Below are 15,464 nucleotides of genomic sequence, written 5' to 3'. Positions count from 1 at the left end.
TCAGAGCTCCGCATACAGGCGTCCGGGGTTGAAAATCTGTTGAGGGTCGAGTTGCTGTTTAAGGCTGCGGTGGTAGCGCATCAACGCCTCGGGCAACGGCTGAAAAGGGCAGTCGCTGAGCCCGTGGCTGTAGCAGGTCACGTGCCCGCCGACCTCATCAACCACCCTGCGAATGAACGCCCCTTCAGCATCCGACTTCAACCAGCGCTGGGCGCCGCCCCAATCGAGCAGTTGCCGGCCAGGCAACGAAAGCCGTGCGGTATTGTTCGGCACGGACAGGCGCCAAAGCGGCTGATCCTCATCGAAGAAACTCAGCCGGTGCTCATTCAGATCAGCCCAGAAACCAGCGTCCAGCCGCTCTCCGCCGAGCCGGTCATGGGCCGCCGTCACCGACCCTTCGCCCCCTTCAAGACGCAGATGCAGACGCTGACCATCGTGGCAGGCGGCGCTGATCGGCAACGGTTGCTGGCCCCATTCTGCCAGACGCAGCAAGGCGCGGTCGGCGTCCATTTCGAGGCTGATGCTCAGGCATTGACGCGGTTTCGGCAGCACCTTGAGTGATACCTCGGTGATCACGCCCAGTGAGCCGAAGCTGCCCGCCATCAGACGCGACAGGTCGTAACCGGCGACGTTTTTCATCACTTCGCCACCGAAGCGCAAGTGCTTGCCGAGCCCGGTGATCACCCGCGTCCCCAGGACGAAATCACGCACCGACCCCGACCATGGCCGACGCGGTCCGGACAAGCCGCTGGCGATCATGCCGCCGACCGTGGCGCCATCACCGAAAGCAGGGGGTTCGCACGGCAACATCTGCTGCGCCTGGTCAAGCGCTTGCGCGAGCTCGGCTAGCGGCGTACCGCAACGGACAGTGATCACCAGTTCGGTCGGGTCGTAGCTGACGATGCCCCGGTGCGAACGTGTGTCGAGCACTTCGCCTGCGGTAATGCGACCCAGAAAAGCCTTGCTGTTGGAGCCTTGTATGCGCAGCGGCGTGGCGTTTTGCAGCGCCTGGTTGACCTGCTCCAGCAGTGCGCCGCTGTCATCGAGATCGTGTTCGCCGGGCATCAGAAGCGCTCCAGTTCGGGGAAGGGCAGCTGACCCATGTGCACGTGCATCGCGCCAAATTCGGCACAGCGGTGCAGCGTCGGGATGTTCTTCCCGGGGTTGAGCAGGCCGCTCGGATCGAACGCGGCTTTGACGGCATGGAACAGCGTCAGCTCATCGCTGTTGAACTGCGCGCACATCTGATTGATTTTCTCGCGACCGACCCCGTGCTCGCCGGTGATGCTGCCGCCGACCTTCACGCACAACTCGAGAATCTTGCCGCCCAGCGCTTCGGCGCGATCGAGTTCGCCGGGCTGATTGGCATCGAACAGAATCAGTGGATGCATGTTGCCGTCCCCGGCGTGGAAAACGTTGGCCACACGCAGATTGTATTCGGCTGACAACGCCGCAATCGCTTGCAGAACTCCGGGCAAGGCGCGGCGCGGGATGGTGCCGTCCATGCAGTAATAGTCTGGCGAGAGCCGGCCCACTGCGGGAAAGGCATTCTTGCGTCCGGCCCAGAAACGCACGCGCTCGGCCTCGTCTTTGGCGAGCCGCACTTCGGTGGCGCCGGCCTGTTGCAGTACTTCGCGCACGCGGTCGCAATCAGCGTGGACATCGGCTTCGACGCCGTCGAGTTCGCACAGCAGAATGGCTTCGGCCTCGACCGGGTAACCGGCGTGAATAAAATCTTCGGCCGCGCGGATCGCCAGGTTGTCCATCATCTCCAGACCGCCCGGGATGATGCCGGCGGCGATGATGTCGCCGACTGCGCGGCCGGCTTTTTCGACGGAATCGAACGCTGCCAGCAGCACCTTGGCGGTTTGCGGTTTCGGCAACAGTTTGACCGTGACTTCGGTGATCACGCCGAGCATGCCTTCGGAGCCCGTGAACAATGCGAGCAGATCAAACCCGGGAGAGTCCAGGGCCTGGGAGCCCAGGCTCAACTGTTCACCGTCGACAGTGAGGACGTCGATTTTGAGCAGGTTGTGCACGGTCAGGCCGTACTTGAGGCAATGCACGCCACCGGCGTTTTCGGCGACGTTCCCGCCAATCGAGCAGGCAATCTGCGAAGACGGGTCCGGCGCGTAATACAAGCCGAACGGTGCGGCGGCCTGCGAGATCGCCAGATTGCGCACCCCCGGCTGAACCCGCGCAGTGCGTGCAGCCGGGTCGATGTGGAGAATATCGTTGAAGCGCGCCATCACCAGCAGCACGCCTTTTTCCAAGGGTAAGGCGCCACCGGACAACCCGGTGCCGGCGCCTCGGGCGATGACCGGCACATGCCTTTCGTGACACAAGCGCAACACGCCTTGCACCTCATCGAGGTGGCGCGGCAACACCACCAGCATCGGCGTGGTGCGATAGGCCGACAAGCCGTCGCATTCGTACGGTCGCAACTCTTCCGGCTGATGCAGCACGTCCAGGTTGGGCATTCGCTCGTGCATTGCCTGAATCAACGCGGCTCTGTCGACATCCGGCAGCACACCGTCGACGCGTTCGTCGTAGAGGATGTTCATAGGCGGTCACGGCACTCGGTTATTGTTGTTCGAGGTGTGTTTCCGGTATTGCGCACCTATGCATCATTGGCCCGAGGCGGTCAGCTGTCCATGCGTTGTTGCCTGTTGCAACAGGTTTTTTCAGGGGCTCAACCGCGCCCCTGGAAAAACATCAGGCCGATCAGGACGTTATCGTGTTCAGCTCAAGGACGCTGATCATCTGCAGACTCAGTCTCGAAGCGGATCTGCTCGGGATCACCCAGCGAGCTGTAATGCTTGCGCAGTTTGCGCAAGTCCCGGGTGCCCATTTGGTCCAGCGACAAGATCGCGTTCTGCGCTTCATGGGTAGCGCGAATCAGCTCGTCGATTTTCAGATGCAGAATGTCGTTGTCGCGGTTTTGCGTGTTCTGGATCAGGAACACCATCAAAAAGGTGATGATCGTGGTCGAGGTGTTGATGATCAGTTGCCAGGTGTCGTTGTAGTTGAACAACGGACCCGTCACCGCCCAGGCAATGATCAGCACGATGGCAGTCAAAAAGGTCTTCGAACTGCCGGCGCGGTTGGAGAGGGCTTGGCAGAATTTTGAAAATTTCATGAGACGAGCTCTAGCTTGTGGTTTCAGTCTGACCACAGCTCGCCTGTGAAATTCTTTCTTACAAATCTGCCACGGTCCTGGACACTTCATCCGTCCTGCAGAAAAAACTTGGAACAACCGGAATCCAGCCCTGGTCACTCTTCTGGCACGACGGTTTTGACTGCCGTGTGCCCGCGACAACGGGCGCCCTCCGGGCGACGCATCCTTTGACCGACAGGAAGACTGAAAATGGCCAGAAAAACTGTTGAAGACCTTTTTGTTCACGAGCTATCCGACGTTTACAGCGCGGAAAAGCAGATCACCAAAGCGCTGCCTCGCATGGCGAAGGCCGCGACCAATCCGCTGCTGGCTGAAGCGTTCACCTCGCACCTTGAGGAAACCCATGGCCAGATCGAGCGTATTGATCAATTGGTGCAATTGACCGGCCTTAAGCTCAAAAGAATGAAATGCGTGGCCATGGAGGGGTTGGTTGAAGAGTCCAAGGAACTGCTGGAAGAGATCGACAAGGGCGCGGTGCTCGACGCAGCACTGATCGGCGCTGCGCAAAAGGTCGAGCACTATGAGATCGCCAGTTACGGCACGCTGGTTGCGATGGCCAAGCACCTTAAGCTGGATGACGCCGCAGCCTTGCTGGCGGCGACGCTGGCGGAAGAAAAAGGCGCCGATGAAAAGCTGTCGAAAATCGCCGAGCAGGGCGATAATCAGGCCGCTACGTTAGAAAAATAAGCGTCGCCCTTGCACATGAACGGTGGCGGTAAAAATCGCCGCCGCCGACTCACCGCACAAAAAAACTGCATCTCTAGCAAGCTGGACGTTTTGAAGCTGGCGCAAACCTCAGTCTGCGGCAGACTTCTCGTCGTTGGGCTGCCCTTTAGCCATTATGTAGCAGGGGTGAAGCTGGCCATTGGGATGCGTGGTGACCACGACTGAGAGCAGTTTCCAGCCTTCACGAATTTTCATGTTGGCGTCATTGGTAGATAGGGCTTCCATAATTTGGTACGCCTCGGACATATGCATGGGGTAACTCGCTTTTCTGGATTCTTCCATTAGGCACGTATCTGCCGCGCAGGTTCAGACGTTACCCCGCAATTCACCGAGCGCCCCACTGATCGACCAGCCCCAGCCGGGGCACAATAGACCGTGGCTCCAGCAGTGCACCCGGCGCCACCACCGCGTTGGCGCCGATCCGCACGCCGTCACCCACCAGTGCTCCGAACTTGCAGACGCCGGTTTCGATCATGCGTTGATTGAACAAAATCGTGATGTTCGCACCCTCGAACTCGTTGCGGTAGTTGGCGATCACGGCGCCGGCCTCGACATTGACGTTCTCGCCCAGCAGCGAATCGCCCACGAAATTGAAGTGCGCCAGCTTGCTGCCGTCCAGCATGAAGCTGCTCTTGAGCTCACAGGCGGGGCCAATGATGCAGTGGCTTCCCAGGTAAGTGCCGCCGCGGAGGTACGCGCCTGATGCAACAAAACAATGCGGGCCAATCACCACTGGCCCCTTGAGGATTGCCCCCGGCTCAACCGTGGCGGTCTCGTGGACAGCGACGTTTCCCTGCAGACGGTAACCGGAGCCGAGTCTCCCGAGCAGCGTCAGCACATGCTGTTCGGCGGCCTGGGTGATATGCCAGGCCTGCGCAGCCTTGTTGGCTAACCCGAGATCCTGCCAACGGGAAACGAATCGGGAAATGTCAATTTCAGTCAATGCAAAAAACCTCTGGTCGGGCCGTGGAGGAGGTGGGTGACAGGTCGCTAACCGGGCTTGTGTACTGGCTTGTCCGGTTGAAGCAGTTGCGTCACTGCCAGCACCAGATCGTCCAGCGACCACGGTTTGTGCAGGTACAACGTCGAGGCGGGCAGTGTCTGCGGATCCAGCAAATAACCAGAGGTGAGAATGGCGGCGATGTCTGGCCATTGTCCGCGCACCATCTGGATGAATTCCGTCCCTTGAACCTGACCGGGCACGCCGTGATCGGCGATCACCAGACGGCACTGTTGATGCGCATGCAACAGGTAGGTCAAGGCCTCATCGGCCGTGTCGAAAGCGGTGGCCTTGGCGCCGATTTCCTCAACGATGTCTACCATCAACGAACGCAGTGTCGGATCGTCTTCGACGATGATGATTTCGCCCTCGATCGGCAATATTCCTTCCCAATTTACATTCACTCATTGATTCCTTAGCCAGGCCCGGCGGCCGACGTCACTGAAGTCAGTGTCTGAGTGTATGTGCGATTGGGCAATGTGCTCGATGAAAAAATCATTCGTTTTATGTCCCAGGTCAACGAATGGGTTTATTGCGCCACCTCTCCCGGAGACCGGGCCTTTTCACCGCATTCATTCACCCCGTACTGACGGCTCACACGTTTGTCCGTTGGCTTCATCCCTAGCAGGGGCAAACCCAGCAACGTCAGGCCGATACCGGCCAATGCGCTGATGGGCAGCGGGTCGCCGAACTGCAGCCACGCCCACAGCAGCGTGATCGGCGGCGCCAGAAACAGTGCGCCGCTGATTCGCTGGACGCTGAAGCGTTGCAGGCACAGCCAGTAAAAACCGTAGCCTCCAACCGTAGCGAAGATCACCAGCCACGCGACGCCCGCAGCGAAACCCGCACTGGCCGGTGGCAGCAGCCCACCTTCAAAGTACGCCAGCACGGCGAATACCGGCGTCACGGCACAGACCTGAATGAACAACGCAGTCGACGCTGGCATCGAGACGCCGGGGGTGGCTTTCTGGTACAGCGTCGCTGCTGCCAGCGAGAACACCGCCAGCAGGGGCAAAACGTAAACCCACAGATTGGCAGCCGCCCATTCGACGCTGGCGCTGCTCGCCACCAGCATGCCGAGCACACACAGGGCCAGGCCCAGCCATTGCCAGCCACGCGTGCGTTGCCCCGGTACGCAACCGGCCAGCACCACAATCGTCAATGGCAAAAGGTTGGCGATAACTGCAGCCGTGCCAGGTGCAACGCCCAGCTGAATGGCGCCGGCGATCGGGCCGATGTAGCCGCCAATGGCGAACAGTCCCAGCAGACTTTGATGGATGACATCGCGGCGGCGCAGTGCTCGCAATCCCTTCCAGGCAAAGGGCAGCAACACGGCCGCGGCGAGAATGAAACGCCACAGTGAAGCGAGGTAGACGCCGCCCTGATCGGCCGCGTAGCGGTATCCGATAAAACCGGAACTCCAGCTGACGACCATGGCGAGCAGAAGCAGGGCGCTTCCCAGTAGTGAAACTCGAGGTATGGCAACGTTCATCGCGTGGCACCTGACAGTGGGCTTGATTCGATGGTATGAATGAACCGCTGGTGCAATCAAACGATACGATCAGCACGACTGATGCAGGAATCCAGAACCATGTCCGAGACCCTCGAGATTGATCTGCTGCGAACGTTTCACGCCATCGTGCGCTTTGGTCAGTTTCTCGCGGCGTCGCATTTTCTGAACAAAAGTCCTTCGGCGGTGAGCCTGCACGTTCGGCGCCTGGAAGCGCTGGCGGGAGGGCGGCTGCTGGAGCGTGATAACCAGACCGTGACACTGACGCCACTGGGTCGACGCTTCGCGCTGCAAACCGCCGAACTGTTGCAACTGCACGATCGCCTGCTGGCCGGCTTTACCGCGCCGGTGGCCAGTGGGCGGATCAGGCTGGGAATCTCCGAGGAATACGCCGCAGCCGTGCTGGGCTGTACGTTGCCGCACCTGACCGCGGATTTTCCGGGCATCGAACTGGAAGTGGAAACCGGTAACAGTGGGCGCTTGAGCGCACGCCTGGAGCGCGGGCAGCTGGACATGGCGTTGCTGGTCGAGCCGGTTGACGTGGCGGCAGCGGACGCGCGTTGCCTGAAAACCTTCGGGGTGACCGAACCTGTCTGGGTCGCCGCGCACGACTACACGCTGGACCCGAGCAAACCGGTGCCGTTGGCGTTGCACAGCAAGGGCTGCCCGTATCGCGCAGTGGCGATCGACAACCTGTCGCGGCTGGGTCGACGCTGGCGAACGGTGATCATCAGCGCGGGCGTCACCGCGCTTGACGCCGCCATCGAGGCCGGTCTGGCAATTGGCATTGTCGACCGCGCCCGGGTCGGTGAAGGCATGCGCATGCTGACGCTGGCGGACGGATTTCCCGAATTGCCAATGCATGAATTGCGTCTGATGTCAGCGCCCGGCGAGTTGAGTGGGGCGGCTGAAGTGCTGGTGGGATTGATCGGCCATGATTTTCATCGTTGAGTCGACAATCCACCGTCTTCTTGTAGCAGCTGGCGAAGCCTGCGTCCGGCTGCGAAGCAGTCGTAAAATCAGCCTACTTGGTGAATGAGCGCGGAACGCATTCACCATTACGACTGCTTCGCAGCCGGACGCAGGCTTCGCCAGCTGCTACACAGACGAGCGACTACCGGTTGAACCGCTCCACCAGCGAGTACTGGGTTTTTGCGGTCTGCGTCAGTTCGGTGCTCAGCTGGGCCGAGTGCCTGGCCTGTTCAGACGTCTGGTCGGCCAGATGCGCGATGGTGGTGATGTTGCGGCTGATTTCCTCGGCCACCGCCGTTTGCTCTTCGGTCGCGGCGGCGATCTGGGTGGTCATGTCGGTAATGTTTGCGACCGCCGCGCTGATGCCGACCAAGGCTTTATCGGCCTCAAGCACCCAGGCCACGCCTTCCTCTGCCTGACGATGGCCACTTTCCATGGTTTTCACGGCGTTGCTGGACGACACCTGCAGTTTGGAAATCAGGCCATGAATCTGCGCAGTGGACTCAGTGGTGCGTTGTGCCAGCTGCCGCACTTCATCCGCCACCACCGCAAAGCCGCGACCCATATCACCCGCGCGAGCGGCTTCGATGGCGGCGTTCAGCGCGAGCAGGTTGGTCTGGTCGGCAATGCCTTTGATGACGTCGACCACCGTGCCGATTTCATTGCTGTCCTTGGCCAGTTGCGCCACGGTTAACCCTGTTTCGCCCACCACTACAGAGAGGCGCTGGATCGACTCGCGGGTATCACGCGCGACATCGCGTCCGCGCGCAGTCAGCACATTGGCTTCCTGCGTTGCATCGGCAGTGCGCTGGACGTGGCTGGCGACTTCCTGTGTGGTCGCCGCCATCTGATTGACCGCTGCCGAGACCTGCTCGGTTTCAACACGCTGACGATCAAGTCCACGCGAACTGTCAGCGGCCAGACCGTCGGATTTGCCCGCCAGGCTGGTCAATTGCTCGGCCGTATCCTGCAGGCGCGTGAGGCAGGTCTTGAGGCGCGAGGCCTGACTGACAAACGCCGTTTCCAGACGCGCCTGAGGGCCGCGTTCATCGCTGTACATTTTGCTGAGCAGCGCGTCGCAGGTGGAAGATTCAGCCAACGCCAGCAGTTTGAGCGCGCCGCGATTCTGCCGGCGGGAAATGAACAGACCGATCGGTACCGAAGCGGCAATCGTCAGGAGGGCCGCTTCAGTGGCGCCCAGCCAGATGCCGCCCGCGGTGCCGACCAGACCCATCGTCAGCACTGGCAGCCAGGCGAGCAGGGCGGGTTGCCATTGATCGCTGGCGGGAACGGCGGCCTTGCCCAGACTGATCCGCTTGTAAAGCGCTTCAGCGCGACGGACCTGTTCGGCAGTCGGTTTGACCCGCACCGATTCATAACCGATCACCTGGCTGCCTTCGAAAACAGGCGTGACGTAAGCGTTGACCCAATAGTGATCGCCGGTTTTCGAGCGATTCTTGACGATGCCCATCCACGGCTTGCCCAGCTTCAGCGCGGCCCACATGTGGGCGAATACCGCGGGCGGCACATCGGGGTGGCGGACAATATTCTGCGGCGCGCCGATCAGGTCCTCCCTGACAAAACCGCTGATCTCTACAAACGCGTCGTTGCAATACGTGATGTTGCCTCGGGCATCCGTGGTCGAGATGAGTTTTTGCTGAGGTCCAAGCGAAACCTCGCGCTGCGTGACGGGCTGGTTGTTTCTCATCTGTGTTGCTCCTTTGCCTAAGCTCAAGACATCGGCCGCACAGAATGAAAGGTTAATAACAATCGCCAAAAGACCGGGTTGTTCGTCGGGTGATAGCAATACTGTCATTTTCGGCACTGTGCCAATACCACTTGGCACGTGTTCGGGGTGCCACCGGAACGCCCGGCATAGCGTACGCAATTATTCATGGATTTTTTGCGGGCCATGTTCAAGGTATCGCCCCAGGCCAGACCACCTTCGCCCACGGTCGGAAGCGCTTTCGCGTAGCAGCTTGATCCGATGGTTGAAGCGGAATAACGAGACTTGGCGGCGTTGCCGGCGCATCCAGCGGTCAGCCCCAGCAGCGTCGCGAGCAGGATCAGAGGGACCCATGACGAGCAGTGCGCCGCTGAAAGTCTGGTCATGCCGGTTCCCCTGATTCAGGCTGTCGTGCTCTTTTTCAGTCTAGACCGTGTTGGGTCAGGTCCGACCGAATGCGTCGGCCAGACCCGCTATTGCCGCTTTCGATTTGCCGTTTTTACGTAGTCCACTGCCCTGCATTTAACCATCATGCCTGCGTTCACGAAGCACCAGCCGACCATTCCATCCGAGGGGCAGGGCATGCGACGTTTATCGTGTTTGATCGTTTCTTCTGCGTTGAGCTTTCCGTTAACGGCCCACGACTCAGCGCAAGGCACTACGTAAAACAGGCAAATTTGCACAGAACAACACACTACCTGTAGCAGCTGTCGAGCTTGCTCGGTGCGCAGCTACTTGCCGGTTTTACGTAGCTGCGTTGCGCTGGGGTTGCGCATGCTGCTGCAGGCAGACGGCTGTCCCGGATCCCGCCGCTGTAACCGCACGCGACGATAATTTCCCATCCATGAAAAACCGAGGAGTGCGCGAACCATGAGTACTTTTACCACTAAAGAAGGCGTGGACATTTACTACAAGGATTGGGGCAGCGGCCCGGTTGTCGTGTTCTGCCATGGCTGGCCGCTGGACGCCGACAGTTGGGAATCACAGATGTATCACCTGGCTGCCAACGGCTGCCGCTGCATCGCCCATGACCGCCGTGGTCATGGTCGCTCCAGTCAGCCATGGGACGGCAACGACATGGACCATTACGCCGATGACCTGGCGCAATTGCTCGACCATCTTGATGTGCGCGATGCGACCTTGTTCGGTTTCTCCACGGGTGGCGGTGAAGTGGCGCGGTACATCGGCCGTCACGGCACTGCCCGGGTGAAAAAAGCCGGGCTGATTTCTGCCGTGCCGCCACTGATGGTCAAGACTGACGCCAATCCGGGCGGGCTGCCAGTGTCAGTTTTTGACGGAATTCGCGAAGGCTTGCTGGCGGACCGCTCGAAGCTTTTCATCGACATCCCCAGCGGGCCGTTTTTCGGCTACAACCGGCCGGACGTCAAGCCGTCCCAGGGCGTCATCAATGCCTGGTGGTTGCAGGGCATGCGCGGCGGCCACAAAAATACCTACGACAGTATCAAGGCGTTTTCTGAAACCGACTTTACCGAGGACCTGAAGAAATTCGACGTGCCAACATTGATCATCCACGGTGACGACGATCAGATCGTGCCCATCGATGCCGCCGGGCGTGCCTCGGCGAAACTGATCAAGGACAACAAACTGATCGTTTACGAAGGCGCGCCGCACGGGATCACCGACACCCACAAGGAGCGGCTCAATGCCGACCTGCTGGCGTTCGTGCAATCGTAGTTTTTAACCCGAATGACGTGAGAGCCCGGGCGGCTCTCACTGTCATGCAAGACGCCTGAGACTCACGACGCCTTGTTGGACTCGTCCGCCGCCTTGATCAGGTCTGCGCCGATTTCATCCGAGAACTTGTCCCACACCGGGCGCATCGCGTCGCGCCATTGCTGGCGTTGCTCAGGCGTCAGCGGGTCGATCTCGCTGGTCTTGGCGTTGATGATCGTCTGTTTGGCCGTGCGGTTGAGGGCTTCAGCCTGTTCGTTCACCTTGACCGTGACTTGATCCATGATGGTTTGCAGCTCGCTGCGCACATCTTCTGGCAGGCCGTTCCAGAATTTTGCGTTGGTGATGACCATGTAGTCGATCAGGCCATGGTTGGTTTCGGTGAAGAACGGCTGCACTTCGTAGACTTTCTGGCTCTCGTAGTTGGACCAGGTATTTTCAGTGCCGTTGACGGTGCCGGTCTGCAAGCCTTGGTACACCTCGGCAAAGCTCATCTTGCGCGGGTTGGCGCGGATCGCTTTGAACTGTTCCTCGAGCACACTCGATGCCTGCACACGGAATTTCAGGCCCCGCGCATCCTTGGGCAGAATCACTTTCTTGTTCGCGGACAGCTGCTTGAGGCCGTTGTGCCAATACGCCAGGCCATGAATGCCCTTGTCATTCATTGAGGACAGCAACGCCTTACCCTGCGGACCTTGCTGAAAGCGGTCGACTGCAGCCAGGTCGTTGAACAGGAAGGGCAGGTCGAAAATTTGCACCTTTTTGGTGTACTGCTCGAACTTCGCCAGTGACGGGGCGAGCATCTGCACATCGCCGACCAACAGCGCTTCCATTTCCTTGCCATCGCCAAACAGCGCCGAGTTAGGGTACACCTCGACTTTCACCCGGTCCTTGAGCTTTGGGTGTTCGGCCACCAGTTTCTGGAACATCAGCGCGCCCTGGCCTTTGGGCGTGTTGTCGGCTACCACGTGGGCGAACTTGATGATTATCGGGTCGGCAGCCTGCGCGAGGCCTGCCATGGAAACAGCGGCGGCGCAGAGCAGCGCCTTGGTCAGCTTCAACATCGTGATCACCTTGTTATTGTTGTAAGGGAAGTCAGTCGTTGAGGACGTATTCCGGCCCTCGCGGGTGAGGCGGTTTCGAAGTTTCTCCCATCCCAAGATGCCCAATCGCAGGCGTTTGCTGAATCAGCTTTTGCATAACCCAGCGTTCGGGCGCGGTGAACGCGCTCAGTTCTTAGCCAGGGCCAGAAGCCGTTGCGCGCGCAGCAGCACCGGGGCGTCGATCATTTGCCCGTCCAGCTGAAAAGCACCGGCGCCGTTCGCCGCCGCGCTGGCTTGCACGACTTTTCGCGCCCAGTCGAGGTCGTCGGCGCTGGGGGCGAGGGCGGCATGAATGACCGCCACTTGATTGGGATGAATGCACAGCGCGCCGCCGTAACCCATGTCGTAGGCGTGACGAACGGCCCGCTGCAAACCGTCGGGATCGCCGATGGCCGGGAACACGCCATCCAGCGGCGGCAGCAAATCGGCGCCGCGCGAGTGCAGTTGCACGGCCATGCGCGCCTGATCGAGAAACAGCAGCGCGGCGGCGGTGCCGGTGTTCAGGTTCAAATCGAGGGCGAGGTCGAGGCTGCCAAATGACAAACGCTCGACCCCCTCGGCGTGGGCAATTTGCTGCAGCGCCAGCAGGCCTTTGGCGCTTTCGATAATCGGCCAGATCGGTTTGCCGGTCTGCCACACGGCAGCAACATGCGCGGCGCTTTCAACCTTGGGCAGCAGCACGCCGACGACGCCTTTGTGATGCGCACAGAACGTCAGGTCTGCCGCGTGCTCCGGGTGATCCGGAGCATTGACGCGCACCCAGACCGACGCCTCTGATTGCTTGGTTAAAAAGTCCGCCAGATGTTCGCGGGCCTGACGTTTCAGCGCTTCCTCCACAGCGTCCTCGAAATCTACGATGACCGCGTCGGCGCCGGCGGCTAGGGCCTTGGCGAAACGCTCGGGGCGACTGCCGGGCACAAACAGGGCAGAGCGGACGATGGTTTGGCGCATGCATGAATCCTCTTGAACGGTGAACTCTTCAAACCACTCCGGTGGCCGTCAACCGAGTCAGGTCTTCCTCAGAGAAACCCAGCTCCGCGAGGATCTCGCGGTTGTGCTGGCCGAGGTCCGGCACGCCGTCCATGCGCGGCGTGAACGCATTGTTTTGGCCGGGCGGCAGCAGCGACGGCAATTTCCCGCACGGGCTGTCGACTTCGCGCCAGCGATCACGGGCCTTGAGTTGCGGATGCGCCCAGACGCCCTGCATGTCGTTGACCCGGGCGTTGGCGATTTGCGCATCTTCCAGACGGGCGACCACCTCATCGACCGACAACGCCGAGAAGCCGTCGACGATGATCTGCCGCAACGCTTCACGATTCTCCGAGCGCTTGAAGTTGGCCGAAAAACGCGGGTCCGTCGCCAGGGTCTGGTCCAGCAAAACCTTCTCGCAGAACAACGCCCATTCGCGCTCGTTTTGCAGGCCGAGCATGATCGTGCCGCCACCGCCGGTGGGGAACGGCCCGTACGGATAGATAGTCGCGTGGGAGGCGCCGGCCCTGGCTGGCGGCGGTGCACCCTGGTAGGCGTAGTACATCGGGTAGCCCATCCATTCGACCAGGCTTTCCAGCATCGACACGTCGATGCGGCTGCCCACGCCGGTTTTTTCGCGCAGCATCAGCGCCGAGAGAATCCCGGTGTAGGCGTACATGCCCGCAGCGATGTCGGCAATCGAGCAGCCGGCCTTGGCCATCTCGTCCTCGCCGGGGCCACCGGTCACCGAAAGAAAGCCGCCCTCGCTCTGGATCAACAGGTCATAAGCCTTTTTCTTTTCGTAAGGTCCGCCTTCGCCATAACCGGAAATATCGCAAACGATCAGCCGCGGGAAACGCGCCTGCAACGCTTCGAACGACAGGCCCATGCGTGCAGCCGCGCCCGGTGCCAGGTTCTGCACCAGCACGTCGGCCTTGCCCAGCAGCGATTCGAGAATACCGCTGGCGGCGTCCTGTTTCAGGTCCAGGGTGAGGCTTTCCTTGGAGCGGTTGGTCCAGACAAAATGCGAGGCCAGACCGTCGACCCGCTGATCGTAGCCGCGGGCGAAATCACCGGTGCCGGGGCGTTCAACCTTGATCACACGAGCGCCCAGATCGGCCAGTTGCCGCGTGCAGAAAGGCGCAGCAATCGCGTGCTCCAGGCTGATGACGGTGATGCCGTCCAATGGGCGGGGATTGAGCTGAGTCATTTCGGTCACCTGTTCGCAACGGTTAAATCAGATCTGCCAGCGCCTGCGCATCGCGCAAATGCCAGACCTTGTCGATCAGTGCTTCGCCTTGCTCTGGCGTGCGCGCTCCAGAAAACGCCAGCAGGCGTTGGAACTTCGCGGCCAATTCCGGGCGGGTCAGCGTGTTGCCGGGGTCGCCTTTGGGCTCGTCGATGGCGGCGGTCAGCGTGCGGCCGTCGGTGGTGATGACGATCACGCGGCCGAGCCAGCGCGCCGGGTAGGCGTTATCGACTTCGGGGTCGAGTTCCATGCTGACTTTTTCACGAAAAGCATCGACGTCGGGATCGGTCAGGGCCAGGTCGCGAAACTCGATCAACTGCGCGCTGCCGTGCACGGCGATCAGCCCCAACACGGCGCCCATGGAAAATTTGGCTTGATGCACGGTGCTCGGTTTGACCACGCGGCCCAGCACGTCGATGGCGCCCTGGTGCACGCGAGTGACCACCTTGGCGATCTGGTCGTGGCGCAAGCCTTCGGTTTGCATCAACTGCAGCAAGGCGTCAGCGGCGGGGTGCGTGTGGCGGCAGGAAGCGTGGAACTTGAACGAGGTTTCCGCCAGCGCCCAGCGCGTGCCCAGCCGATCGGACAACCTGCTCGGGTCGGCATCGGTCGACATGCCGGCGGCCATACCTTGCTCGCCTTCAAGAATGTTGCGCGCGCCGGTCAAGCCGTCCTCGGTCATGTAAGCGGCGAGCAAACCATCAGCGGCCGCTTTGGCGGTGTGCAGTTGTTTGGAGTCTGCGGCATCGCGCAAGAACTCCCACAAACCGGCCGCCTGAGTGCCGGCGCTGCCCAGCACATTGATGAATTGTTCCTTGTCGAAACCCAACAACTTGCCGACGCCCACCGCAGCGGCGAGGGTGCCGACGGTGGCGGTGGTGTGGAAGATTCGGTAGTGCGACCGGCCCATGAATTCGCCAATGCGAATGCCCGCTTCGTAGCCTGCGACCGACGCCAGCAGCAGGTCCTTGCCAGACTTGTTCAAGTCCTGAGCCGCCGCCAGCACCGCAGAAAAAACCACCGTGGCCGGGTGCAGCACGGAACTGTTGTGCAGGTCGTCCTGCTCCACCAGATGTGAAGAGGCGCCGTTGACGAATGCAGCAAAGTACGCGGACGTGCCACGTCCGCTGACGAGGATTTTGGCGTTACCGTCGGCCGGACCCATGCGCTCGGCGTAGCGCTCGAACAGCGGAATCGGCCGAGCGCCCTGACTGGCCAGCGCCGAGCCGATCCAGTCGAGAAACAGGTCTTCGGTGCGGGCGAGCACGGCGTCGGGAATCTGCGCGTAATTCAGGTCGGCCAGGAACGTGGCCAAAGCATCGGTGTGGTGCATGGGCGG

General features: G+C 60.8%; 16 protein-coding genes and 1 pseudogene. 3 read left to right on the top strand and 14 right to left on the bottom strand.

Annotated elements, in window-relative coordinates:
- The 3 genes from glcE to DU29_RS0126580 all read right to left on the bottom strand — a co-directional run bounded on the left by glcE (position 1) and on the right by DU29_RS0126580 (position 3,139).
- Positions 1-1,065, bottom strand: a complete 1,065-nt coding sequence (glcE, locus tag DU29_RS0126590; protein WP_028624432.1) for a glycolate oxidase subunit GlcE — start codon at positions 1,063-1,065, stop codon at positions 1-3.
- Positions 1,065-2,564 (bottom strand): glycolate oxidase subunit GlcD, encoded by a 1,500-nt coding sequence (glcD, locus tag DU29_RS0126585; RefSeq protein ID WP_028624431.1) that lies wholly within the window; start codon positions 2,562-2,564, stop codon positions 1,065-1,067. Before glcD ends, glcE begins: the two co-directional genes overlap by 1 nt.
- A gap of 182 nt (positions 2,565-2,746) precedes the next feature.
- Positions 2,747-3,139: a low affinity iron permease family protein gene (locus DU29_RS0126580; protein WP_028624430.1), complete on the bottom strand. Its 393-nt coding sequence runs from the start codon at positions 3,137-3,139 to the stop codon at positions 2,747-2,749.
- 228 nt (positions 3,140-3,367) lie between these two features.
- Here DU29_RS0126580 and DU29_RS0126575 point away from each other — a divergent pair, with 228 nt between their 5' ends.
- Positions 3,368-3,865, top strand: coding sequence for a YciE/YciF ferroxidase family protein (locus DU29_RS0126575; RefSeq protein WP_028624429.1), 498 nt, complete (start codon positions 3,368-3,370; stop codon positions 3,863-3,865).
- A 108-nt stretch (positions 3,866-3,973) separates the two neighbouring features.
- On the opposite strand, the gene DU29_RS0126570 is transcribed toward DU29_RS0126575, so the two are convergent.
- From DU29_RS0126570 to DU29_RS01000000130540, 4 genes are all read right to left on the bottom strand, one after another.
- Positions 3,974-4,156 carry a hypothetical protein gene (locus DU29_RS0126570; protein ID WP_028624428.1) on the bottom strand — a complete coding sequence of 61 codons (183 nt, stop codon included), beginning with the start codon at positions 4,154-4,156 and terminating at the stop codon, positions 3,974-3,976.
- 73 nt (positions 4,157-4,229) lie between these two features.
- Complete coding sequence (locus DU29_RS0126565) at positions 4,230-4,847, bottom strand: transferase (RefSeq protein WP_028624427.1); 618 nt, start codon at positions 4,845-4,847, stop codon at positions 4,230-4,232.
- Positions 4,848-4,894: 47 nt separating this feature from the next.
- Positions 4,895-5,308 carry a response regulator gene (locus tag DU29_RS0126560; protein ID WP_028624426.1) on the bottom strand — a complete coding sequence of 138 codons (414 nt, stop codon included), beginning with the start codon at positions 5,306-5,308 and terminating at the stop codon, positions 4,895-4,897.
- Between the two features lie 125 nt (positions 5,309-5,433).
- The gene (locus DU29_RS01000000130540; RefSeq protein WP_081832547.1) at positions 5,434-6,396 is read right to left on the bottom strand and encodes a DMT family transporter; all 963 of its coding nucleotides are present in this window, start codon (positions 6,394-6,396) and stop codon (positions 5,434-5,436) included.
- 99 nt (positions 6,397-6,495) lie between these two features.
- Between DU29_RS01000000130540 and DU29_RS0126550 the strand changes: the two genes are divergently transcribed.
- Entirely contained in the window at positions 6,496-7,365 is an 870-nt protein-coding gene (locus tag DU29_RS0126550; RefSeq protein WP_028624425.1) for a LysR family transcriptional regulator, read from the top strand.
- A 163-nt stretch (positions 7,366-7,528) separates the two neighbouring features.
- Here the strand turns inward: DU29_RS0126550 and DU29_RS0126545 are convergent, their stop codons facing one another.
- The 3 genes and pseudogenes from DU29_RS0126545 to DU29_RS0126540 all read right to left on the bottom strand — a co-directional run bounded on the left by DU29_RS0126545 (position 7,529) and on the right by DU29_RS0126540 (position 9,498).
- The gene (locus DU29_RS0126545; protein ID WP_442961329.1) at positions 7,529-8,614 is read right to left on the bottom strand and encodes a methyl-accepting chemotaxis protein; all 1,086 of its coding nucleotides are present in this window, start codon (positions 8,612-8,614) and stop codon (positions 7,529-7,531) included.
- A gap of 210 nt (positions 8,615-8,824) precedes the next feature.
- Positions 8,825-9,094: pseudogene (locus DU29_RS1000000133830) on the bottom strand (PAS domain-containing protein); the annotation flags it as partial.
- A 104-nt stretch (positions 9,095-9,198) separates the two neighbouring features.
- Positions 9,199-9,498, bottom strand: a complete 300-nt coding sequence (locus tag DU29_RS0126540) for a hypothetical protein (protein WP_028624423.1) — start codon at positions 9,496-9,498, stop codon at positions 9,199-9,201.
- Positions 9,499-9,982: 484 nt separating this feature from the next.
- On the opposite strand from DU29_RS0126540, the gene DU29_RS0126535 reads away from it, so the two are divergent.
- Positions 9,983-10,807, top strand: coding sequence for an alpha/beta fold hydrolase (locus DU29_RS0126535; RefSeq protein ID WP_028624422.1), 825 nt, complete (start codon positions 9,983-9,985; stop codon positions 10,805-10,807).
- 62 nt (positions 10,808-10,869) lie between these two features.
- On the opposite strand, the gene DU29_RS0126530 is transcribed toward DU29_RS0126535, so the two are convergent.
- From DU29_RS0126530 to DU29_RS0126515, 4 genes are all read right to left on the bottom strand, one after another.
- The gene (locus DU29_RS0126530) at positions 10,870-11,868 is read right to left on the bottom strand and encodes a TRAP transporter substrate-binding protein (RefSeq protein WP_028624421.1); all 999 of its coding nucleotides are present in this window, start codon (positions 11,866-11,868) and stop codon (positions 10,870-10,872) included.
- A 165-nt stretch (positions 11,869-12,033) separates the two neighbouring features.
- Complete coding sequence (locus DU29_RS0126525; protein ID WP_028624420.1) at positions 12,034-12,858, bottom strand: HpcH/HpaI aldolase/citrate lyase family protein; 825 nt, start codon at positions 12,856-12,858, stop codon at positions 12,034-12,036.
- Between the two features lie 28 nt (positions 12,859-12,886).
- Complete coding sequence (locus DU29_RS0126520) at positions 12,887-14,086, bottom strand: CaiB/BaiF CoA transferase family protein (RefSeq protein WP_028624419.1); 1,200 nt, start codon at positions 14,084-14,086, stop codon at positions 12,887-12,889.
- 22 nt (positions 14,087-14,108) lie between these two features.
- Entirely contained in the window at positions 14,109-15,458 is a 1,350-nt protein-coding gene (locus tag DU29_RS0126515; protein WP_028624418.1) for an MmgE/PrpD family protein, read from the bottom strand.
- Between the last annotated feature and the right edge of the window lie 6 nt (positions 15,459-15,464).

The organism is Pseudomonas sp. Ant30-3, assembly GCF_000690905.1.
Classification (GTDB): domain Bacteria; phylum Pseudomonadota; class Gammaproteobacteria; order Pseudomonadales; family Pseudomonadaceae; genus Aquipseudomonas.
Note: the sequence above shows the minus strand (reverse complement) of the source record. Positions and strands in the feature narration are given on the sequence as shown.

Coding starts and splice junctions, on each gene's coding strand:
- glcE (WP_028624432.1), bottom strand. CDS start 1,065: ATGCCCGGCGAACACGATCTCGATGACAGCGGCGCACTGCTGGAGCAG.
- DU29_RS0126550 (WP_028624425.1), top strand. CDS start 6,496: ATGTCCGAGACCCTCGAGATTGATCTGCTGCGAACGTTTCACGCCATC.
- DU29_RS0126530 (WP_028624421.1), bottom strand. CDS start 11,868: ATGTTGAAGCTGACCAAGGCGCTGCTCTGCGCCGCCGCTGTTTCCATG.
- DU29_RS0126515 (WP_028624418.1), bottom strand. CDS start 15,458: ATGCACCACACCGATGCTTTGGCCACGTTCCTGGCCGACCTGAATTAC.
- DU29_RS0126525 (WP_028624420.1), bottom strand. CDS start 12,858: ATGCGCCAAACCATCGTCCGCTCTGCCCTGTTTGTGCCCGGCAGTCGC.
- glcD (WP_028624431.1), bottom strand. CDS start 2,564: ATGAACATCCTCTACGACGAACGCGTCGACGGTGTGCTGCCGGATGTC.
- DU29_RS01000000130540 (WP_081832547.1), bottom strand. CDS start 6,396: ATGAACGTTGCCATACCTCGAGTTTCACTACTGGGAAGCGCCCTGCTT.
- DU29_RS0126535 (WP_028624422.1), top strand. CDS start 9,983: ATGAGTACTTTTACCACTAAAGAAGGCGTGGACATTTACTACAAGGAT.
- DU29_RS0126580 (WP_028624430.1), bottom strand. CDS start 3,139: ATGAAATTTTCAAAATTCTGCCAAGCCCTCTCCAACCGCGCCGGCAGT.
- DU29_RS0126520 (WP_028624419.1), bottom strand. CDS start 14,086: ATGACTCAGCTCAATCCCCGCCCATTGGACGGCATCACCGTCATCAGC.
- DU29_RS0126575 (WP_028624429.1), top strand. CDS start 3,368: ATGGCCAGAAAAACTGTTGAAGACCTTTTTGTTCACGAGCTATCCGAC.
- DU29_RS0126570 (WP_028624428.1), bottom strand. CDS start 4,156: ATGCATATGTCCGAGGCGTACCAAATTATGGAAGCCCTATCTACCAAT.
- DU29_RS0126540 (WP_028624423.1), bottom strand. CDS start 9,498: ATGACCAGACTTTCAGCGGCGCACTGCTCGTCATGGGTCCCTCTGATC.